The sequence below is a fragment of the Photobacterium sp. GB-56 genome (assembly GCF_003026105.1).
Lineage (GTDB): Bacteria > Pseudomonadota > Gammaproteobacteria > Enterobacterales > Vibrionaceae > Photobacterium.
The window spans coordinates 1-638 of the sequence record NZ_PYNW01000061.1 but is presented as its reverse complement, the minus strand read 5'-3'; the positions used below and the strand labels follow the sequence as shown (position 1 = coordinate 638).

At 45.3% G+C, this 638-nt stretch carries 1 protein-coding gene; it reads right to left on the bottom strand.

Annotation, left to right across the window (positions count from 1 at the left end):
- On the bottom strand, window positions 1-638 hold a 638-nt coding region (locus C9J42_RS21365; protein ID WP_304589718.1), incomplete at both ends, for an Orn/Lys/Arg decarboxylase N-terminal domain-containing protein.

Below are 638 nucleotides of genomic sequence, written 5' to 3'. Positions count from 1 at the left end.
GCTTCAACTTCTGAATCTTTGAATGCGCCGCTGTGGTCAAGTAGAGAACCCAGTGCTGCACGTTCGATACCCATATCGGTACGGAATAGATTTTCGCCGAAGAATTCGAAGAATTGGTTACCAGCAGGGGTCTTAGTAAAACCGATACCACCTTGGTGACCAGGCGCAGACCATGAGTACTCATGGATGTCGTTGTAGTGCATCATCGCTTTCATGAAAGGCGGTAGCACTTGTGAGCGGTAACGACGCATAGCAGCAACGATACGGCCAGCAACGAAATCTGCAGTATCTTCTAGTACTGAGTAACACTCATCAACACGTTCCATTAACTGGCGGTTGTTAAGAATAGAAGTACGAGCGCGTTCTGCTAGTAGAAATACTGGCACTTCAGGTTGACGTGCTTGTAGTGCTGCTAACAAATCAACTTCTTCGTGAGAGTTAACGATTTGCTCTTCAGTTTTTTCAAGAGCCAATACAAGGCTATCGATTTGAGATGCCATGATAACCGCACGTGCATCTTCGTAAGAAGTGGCAGTAACGATTTCGATAGTACGGCTTTCTAATTCAGCGATTAATGATTTAGTTGCACGATCGGCAAAGCTGTTTGGAGTAATGTTTTGGTGCTCAATAACGAGAGC